General features: G+C 65.9%; 7 protein-coding genes, 1 pseudogene and 1 riboswitch. Of the genes and pseudogenes, 7 read left to right on the top strand and 1 reads right to left on the bottom strand.

What is annotated here, in order from left to right:
• Positions 1 to 111: 111 nt before the first annotated feature.
• The 6 genes from AC5JJ6_RS34495 to AC5JJ6_RS34470 all read left to right on the top strand — a co-directional run bounded on the left by AC5JJ6_RS34495 (position 112) and on the right by AC5JJ6_RS34470 (position 5,559).
• A complete protein-coding gene (locus AC5JJ6_RS34495; RefSeq protein ID WP_496046374.1) occupies positions 112 to 564 on the top strand; it encodes a (2Fe-2S)-binding protein in 453 nt (150 codons plus the stop codon).
• Position 565: 1 nt separating this feature from the next.
• Positions 566 to 2,914 (top strand): xanthine dehydrogenase family protein molybdopterin-binding subunit, encoded by a 2,349-nt coding sequence (locus AC5JJ6_RS34490; RefSeq protein WP_496046373.1) that lies wholly within the window; start codon positions 566 to 568, stop codon positions 2,912 to 2,914.
• 150 nt (positions 2,915 to 3,064) lie between these two features.
• Positions 3,065 to 3,227, top strand: a riboswitch (yybP-ykoY riboswitch).
• A 49-nt stretch (positions 3,228 to 3,276) separates the two neighbouring features.
• Positions 3,277 to 3,840, top strand: a complete 564-nt coding sequence (locus AC5JJ6_RS34485; protein ID WP_496046372.1) for a manganese efflux pump MntP — start codon at positions 3,277 to 3,279, stop codon at positions 3,838 to 3,840.
• A gap of 48 nt (positions 3,841 to 3,888) precedes the next feature.
• Complete coding sequence (locus AC5JJ6_RS34480; protein WP_169789353.1) at positions 3,889 to 4,065, top strand: hypothetical protein; 177 nt, start codon at positions 3,889 to 3,891, stop codon at positions 4,063 to 4,065.
• A gap of 163 nt (positions 4,066 to 4,228) precedes the next feature.
• Positions 4,229 to 4,756: an RNA polymerase sigma factor gene (locus tag AC5JJ6_RS34475; RefSeq protein ID WP_496046371.1), complete on the top strand. Its 528-nt coding sequence runs from the start codon at positions 4,229 to 4,231 to the stop codon at positions 4,754 to 4,756.
• A gap of 5 nt (positions 4,757 to 4,761) precedes the next feature.
• Positions 4,762 to 5,559: an anti-sigma factor family protein gene (locus AC5JJ6_RS34470; protein ID WP_496046370.1), complete on the top strand. Its 798-nt coding sequence runs from the start codon at positions 4,762 to 4,764 to the stop codon at positions 5,557 to 5,559.
• 62 nt (positions 5,560 to 5,621) lie between these two features.
• Here AC5JJ6_RS34470 and AC5JJ6_RS34465 read toward each other — a convergent pair.
• Positions 5,622 to 6,281 (bottom strand): annotated as a pseudogene (locus tag AC5JJ6_RS34465) (tellurite resistance TerB family protein).
• Between the two features lie 252 nt (positions 6,282 to 6,533).
• On the opposite strand from AC5JJ6_RS34465, the gene AC5JJ6_RS34460 reads away from it, so the two are divergent.
• Positions 6,534 to 6,725: a hypothetical protein gene (locus AC5JJ6_RS34460; RefSeq protein WP_496046369.1), complete on the top strand. Its 192-nt coding sequence runs from the start codon at positions 6,534 to 6,536 to the stop codon at positions 6,723 to 6,725.
• Positions 6,726 to 6,854 lie beyond the last annotated feature (129 nt).

Here is a 6,854-nt window from a genome sequence, read left to right as displayed (position 1 = left end):
AACATTCTTTACGTCGTCATGCCGCCGGCAAGCTCCGGCTGAGCGGCTTCGCCCGAAGCCCTTGCCGACCACGATTTTTCTAACCGGCTCGTTTTTTCTCAAGAGGAACCGATGATCAAGCTGCGCATCAATGGCCAGGAGAAGCAATTCGACGGCGACGGCGAGATGCCGCTGCTGTGGTACCTGCGGGACGAACTGGGTCTGACCGGCACCAAGTTCGGCTGCGGCATTGCCGCCTGCGGCGCCTGCACCGTCCATCTCGACGGCGAAGCCATAAGGTCCTGCCAGACGCCGATCAGCGCCGCCGAAAACGCTTCGGTGACGACGATCGAGGGTTTGGACCCGCAGGGCAACCACCCGCTCCAGAAGGCGTGGCGCGACGTCGCGGTGCCGCAGTGCGGCTATTGCCAGTCCGGGCAGATCATGCAGGCTGCCGCCCTATTGAAGCAGACGCCGTCGCCGACCGACGAGGAAATCGACACCGCCATGTGGGGCAACATCTGTCGCTGTGGCACCTATACGCGCATCCGCACGGCGATCCGCCAAGCTGTGAAGGGAGCGTGACATGACCTCGTTGCTGAACACCCCAGTGACCGAAACGGACACCTCCCTCACCGGTGAAGGCATCACCGGCGAGGGTATCACCAACGTCAGCCGGCGCGGTCTTCTCAAGGGCATCGTCGCCGGCGGCGGCCTGGTGCTGGCCGCCCGGATCATGCCGGTCGGCCGGCCGTTCGCCCAGACCGCGACGGCCTACGGCGCCGCCGCCATGCCCCATGGCACGGTCAACGCTCCCAGCGCCTTCATCTCGATCGCCAAGGACGGGACGGTCACCATCGTCTGCCACCGCTCGGAGATGGGCCAGGGCGTCCGCACCGGCATGCCGCAGATCGTAGCCGACGAGCTCGAGGCCGACTGGAGCCGGGTCCGCGTCGTAAACGCCACCGGCGACGAGGAGAAATACGGCAACCAGGACACCGACGGCTCGCGCAGCACCCGGCACTTCATGCCGGCGATGCGCGAAGCCGGCGCCAGCGCCCGCATGATGCTGGAGCAGACCGCCGCCAAGCGCTGGGGCGTCGATTCGTCCGAAGTGTCGGCCAGCAACCACGAGGTCGTCCACAAGGCGTCTGGCCGCAAGCTCGGCTACGGCGAGCTGGCGGAGGAAGCGGCGACCCTGGAGGTCCCGGCCAAGGACCAGATCAGGCTGAAGACGCCCGACCAGTTCCGCTATATCGGCAAGGGGCTGCCGCTGGCGGACGGCTTCGACATCACGGTCGGCAAGGCCATGTACGGCTTCGACACCTGGATGGAGGGCATGAACTACGCCGTGGTCGCGCGGCCGCCGGTGTTCGGCGGCAAGGTCGCGTCGCTGGACGATTCCGAAGCCAAGAAGATCCCCGGCGTCCTGAAGATCGTCAGGATCGAGGGCACTCCGGCCCCCGCCAAGTTCATGCCGCTGGGCGGCGTCGCCGTCATCGCGAAGAACACCTGGGCCGCGATGAAGGGCCGCGACGCCCTGAAGATCACCTGGGACGACGGACCGCACAAGTCCTACGACAGCGAAGCCTACCGCGCCCGGATGGAGGAAACCGCCCGCAAGCCGGCCAAGGTCGTGCGGAACGAGGGCGACGTGGACGCGGCGATGGGCAAGGCCGCGAAGAAGCTCGATGCGGAATACTACATTCCCCATCTGGCCCAGGCCCCGATGGAGCCGCCCGCGGCCACCGTCCGGATCAAGGACGGCAAGTGCGACGTCTGGGCCTGCGTCCAGGCGCCCCAGGTCACCCGGACCGACATCGCCGAGAAGCTCGGCATGAAGTTCGAGGACGTCACCGTCCACGTGACGCTGCTGGGCGGCGGCTTCGGGCGGAAATCCAAGCCCGACTTCGCGGTTGAGGCCGCCTTGCTGGCCAAGGAGATGAACGGCGCCCCGGTCAAGCTGCTGTGGACCCGCGAGGACGACATCCGGCACGGCTACTACCACACCGTCTCGGCCGAGCGGCTCGAAGCCGGGATGGATGCCAACGGCAAGCCGGTCGCGTGGCTGCACCGCAGCGTCGCTCCCAGCATCGTGTCGATCTTCGCCCCCGATCCCAAGCACCAGGGAGCGTTCGAACTGGGCATGGGGCTGGTCGACGTGCCGTTCGACATCCCGAACCTGCGCTGCGAGAACGGCGAGGCCGAAGCTCATGCCCGGATCGGCTGGTTCCGGTCGGTGTCGAACATCCCGCACGCCTTCGCCGTCCAGTCGTTCGCGGCGGAAATGGCCCATGCCGCCGGCAAGGACCAGAAGGACTACCTGCTGGAACTGATGGGACCGGCCAGGGTCGCCGAGCTGAAGTCGCTCGACACGCTGTGGAACTACGGTGAATCGACCAAGATGTACCCGGTCGATGTCGGCCGCCTGCGCCACGTCACCGAACTGGTCGCGGAAAAAGCCGGCTGGGGCCGCAAGGTGCCGGAACGGCACGGCCTTGGCATCGCGGCGCACCGCAGTTTCGTCACCTATGTCGCGACCGTGGTCGAGGCGGCGGTGGCGGAAGACGGCACGCTGTCCATCCCGAGGATCGACGTGGCGATCGACTGCGGCAACGTCGTCAACCCCGACCGCATACGCTCCCAGGTCGAGGGCGCCTGCATCATGGGCCTGAGCCTCGCTTTGTCGAGCGAGATCAGCTTCAAGGACGGCCGCGTCGTCCAGGGCAACTTCGACGACTATGTGGTGGCCCGGATCGATCAGGCCCCGCGTGAGATCAACGTCCACATCGTCCCGTCGAACTGGGATCTGGCGCCCGGCGGCGTCGGCGAGCCGGGCCTGCCTCCGCTGGCCCCGGCCCTGACCAACGCCATCTTCGCCGCGACCGGCAAACGTATCCGGACGCTGCCGATCGGGGAGCAGCTCAAGGCGTAAGCCGAAGGCTCAGCTTGAGGCTAAGGGATTGGGGAGAAAGCTCTTTTTCAATGGGGCTTCTCCCCTGCCCCGCCTTGCCACACTTACTTCCTTTTAGTAAAGATTGAACACCTGTTCAGATTGACAGGTGTCGGAGCCGTCAGTAAGGTGCGCCCGTCCATTGGGGAGTAGCCACCCTTTACGAAGGGGCGCGTGCCAACAGACTCGGGTGTCATGCCCGTGGCGCGTGCGGCTTACGGAACATCGTCCGGTCAGGCGACGATGTGATCCGGCGGTTCGGCGAGACTGATGGCATGACCGCCGCCCGAAGGCCAACCGGGTGCGGGCGTGCTATCCTTGCTCGTCTGGCCGGAGATACCCGGATGTTCGGCGCCACTTCCTTTGCGCTCGCGCTCAGCCTGTCCATGGATTCGTTCGCCGCCGCGCTTGGGCGCGGGGCCGCCTACAAGAAGCCGGGTCTGCCCGAAGCGCTTCGGGTCGGCCTCATCTTCGGCATATGCCAGCTCCTGATGTCGCTCGCCGGCTGGGCGGTCGGATCCTCCTTCGCCGATGTCGTCCAGGACTACGACCACTGGATCGCCTTCGCCCTGCTGCTCGCCATCGGCGGCAGCATGCTGCGCAACGCGATCACGGGAGAGACCGACGACCCCGCCGCCGCCAAGCGGTCGGGCTGGCTGTCGCTGCTGACCACCGGCGTCGCCACCAGCATCGACGCGAGCGCCGTCGGCGTCGGCTTGGCCATGGCAGACGTAAACATCGCGCTGACCGCCAGCCTCGTCGGGCTCGTCACGTTCCTGATGGGTTTCGGCGGCGTCATGCTGGGCCGCGCGGCCGGGCCGATGCTGGGACGCCGGGCCGAGTTGGTCGGCGGACTTGGACTTGTCGCCATCGGCACTAAAATTCTGGTCGAACACACACTGTTCTGATCGACACGCTATAATCCGAAACAGCCCGAAGCTATCGGAGACGAACCCATGTGCTGCCGCCCCGCCGTCGAACGAGCCTTTACCGAAATGAAGGCATCAGGTGCTCCCGACCGGCATGCGCTGGAAGCAGCCCTTATCATCCACCGCTTCCACCATCCCGAAGTCCCGCTGGACGAGGCCCTCACCGAAGTTTCGCGCTGGACGGTCGGCCGTCTGGTCCACTGACGCGGCCGGCCCATCGGATTCCGTGCCAGCACGCCGGATCCCGTTCGGGATTTAGACCCTCCCCGTTGGTATCGGTATCGGCCTGAAAGGCGAAGTAGTGGAATTCGCCTGTCTCCTCAATCGTTCTGTCATCAAGCAACAATGATGATGGTTCGGGAGAGTCATGGTGGAGAACCATGTGCGAAGTGCCTTGGTGCCCTTATATCCAAGGTTGAGGCGGTTCGCCGTGGCCCTGACCGGCTCCAGGGCCGAAGGCGACGATCTGGTTCAGCATGCCTGCGAACGGGCGCTCACGCGCACTTACCAGTGGCAGCCGGGCAGCCGGCTCGACAGCTGGCTTTTCCGCATCATCCAGAACACATGGGCGGACGAACGGAAATCGGCGCGCAGCCGGACCCAGGCTCCGATCGAAGCGGCGACCGATGCGATCGGCGACGACGGGGTCCGGCGGGCGGAGGCACGGCTGACGCTGGACAATGTCTACCGTGAACTGTGCAACCTGCCTGAAGAGCAGCGGGCCGTCCTGACGCTGGTCTGCGTCGACGGCCTTTCCTACAAGGAAGTCGCCGAAATACTGGGCATCCCCGTCGGCACGGTCATGAGCCGCGTGGCGCGGGGACGTCTGGCCCTTGCCGACCGCATAGAAGCATCCGGCGGGCATTCCGCCGATAACATTCTCAAGCTACGGTGACTGCCATGAGCGTGTTCATAGACGATGCAATGTTGGCAGCCTATGTGGACGGGGAACTGGACCCCGCCCAGCTTCGGGAAATCGATCGATTGCTGATCGCGGACCCGCAGGCGCGGTACAAGGTCAGGCGCATGCGCGAGACCACGGCGCTGCTGCGCGCGGCCTGCGCAGAATCCCATTTCCAGGAAGTTCCCGACCGCCTGATGGCGCTGGTCGAAAAGCGGCCGGCACCGGCCCGAGCTCCCTGGCTGCACCGGATGATGGCGGCTTCCGTCCTGCTGATCTGTCTCGCCGGGATCGACTACACCCTGGATCATCATGCATGGCCGGTCGAAACCGCCGCCGCCATGAACGAACGTACGGCCATGATGGACGAGATCGCCGCCTATCATCTGGTCTACGCCCGCCAGACCGAACATCTGGCGGAAGTGCCGGGCGAGCGCCGCGAACACATCGAGGCATGGCTCGGCTCCCTGCTGAACAGGTCGCTGAAGGTCCCCGACCTGTCGTCACAAGGCTTGAGGTTCGAAGGCGCGCGCCTGCTGGCGATCGACGCCTATCCGGTCGCACAATTCCTCTGGTCACGCGACAACGGCGATCCGATAGCCATCTGCGTCACCTTCGGCCCTCCGGAAAGCAAGCCGCTTAATATCGAGCATCATCGAGGCTTGAACGTGGGCGTGTGGGACGAGAACGGCTACACCTATGTCGTGGTCGGCGCCCTCACCGAAGACGGCGTCCGCCGGATCGCGGCCAAGGTCGATACCAGCGTCGGAGCGGGAGAAGTGCCGCACCAGGGATAGGAGCGAAACGGAGGCGCCGGATCGATCCGGCGCCTCCGGCGCTCATGGTCGAGGCTGATGGGTCAGGTGATGCTGTCCAGTTCCTTGCGGCGCTGGTCGGGGATATTCAACCGGCTGGCCAGGAAGTCCAGGTAGCGCTGCTCGGTCGCCGTGCCTCCCTTGAGTGCTATCTCCGACGCCAGATAGACCTGCTCGGCGGTATCCTGGTCGCGCACGTCGCGGATGATCTCGTCCAGCGGGCGGGGCGACTAGATTTCCTGCTCGACGATCCGGCGTTCCTCGGCACCGGCGCCTGCCTTGTCCAGGTGCTGGAGGATGCGTGCCCGCTCGTCCGCAGTGATCTGTCCGTCGGAGTTTGCGGCGGCGATCATGGCACGGATCAGAAGCAGCGCCTGGGCGTCGTCGATGCCGGGCAATGCGGCGGAGGCCGCCGCCTCGTCGGCCTCGTTCTTGGGCTGGAAAACGCCCAGCGCATCGAACAAAGCGCCGAACGGCCCGCTCGCCCCCTTCTTCTCCGGCGGTGCCGCCGGCGTTCCCTGCAGCTGGGCGTTGCCGCTGTCGTTCCAGGCCTTGTAGGCGAGATAGGCGAGTGCCGCCAGACCGGCCTTCTTGCCGAGGCTCATGCCCGCCTTGGTCGTGCCGCCGCCCAGCAGCATCGGCGCCGCCGTCGCCAGCGCCGCTCCCCGGCCGCCGGTCCGCCCGGCAAGCCCCGAAACCAGCATGGTCCCCAGGACCTTCTTCAAATCAGCCACTTCGGCCTCCCTGCATATTGCGATGTTTGCACGCCTGTAATGGTTAACAAGCTGGCGCTCAGGGGGTTCAGTACAAGGAGGTCCTGCCCTCCCGGGATGGGGACAAAAGTCGGAAAATGCGCATTCCGTTACCTGCGACGTAATCGACCGCCACCCGCTCCATGGACGACCCTGTGCCCGACCCCGGATCGGCCGGAGGTCGGAACGACAGGAGATTCAGTCATGGGCCATGCCCTTTCGGTCGCCGCCACCATGCCGGGCTTCATCCGGACGAACGACGGCACGTCGCTGTTCTACCGCGACTGGGGCACCGGCAAGACGGTCGTCTTCGTAGCTCCGCACGGACGCCGGCCTGCTCAGCTTCTTCAGCACGACCACGGTGTTCGGTACCGCCGTGGACATTACCTTGTCTGAACTGGCGATCGAGGCCTTCTTCCCGGCAGACGCCGCGACCGCCGAGACCCTGCGCCGCACCTTACCGCCGTGACGCCGCGACGATCAGCGCCACGAGACCGGCGGCGGGCAGGACCGGCGCCTCCGGTG

Source organism: Skermanella sp., from assembly GCF_059503625.1.
The sequence above is the reverse complement of the archived record's forward strand: the minus strand, read 5'-3'. Positions and strand labels throughout refer to the sequence as shown.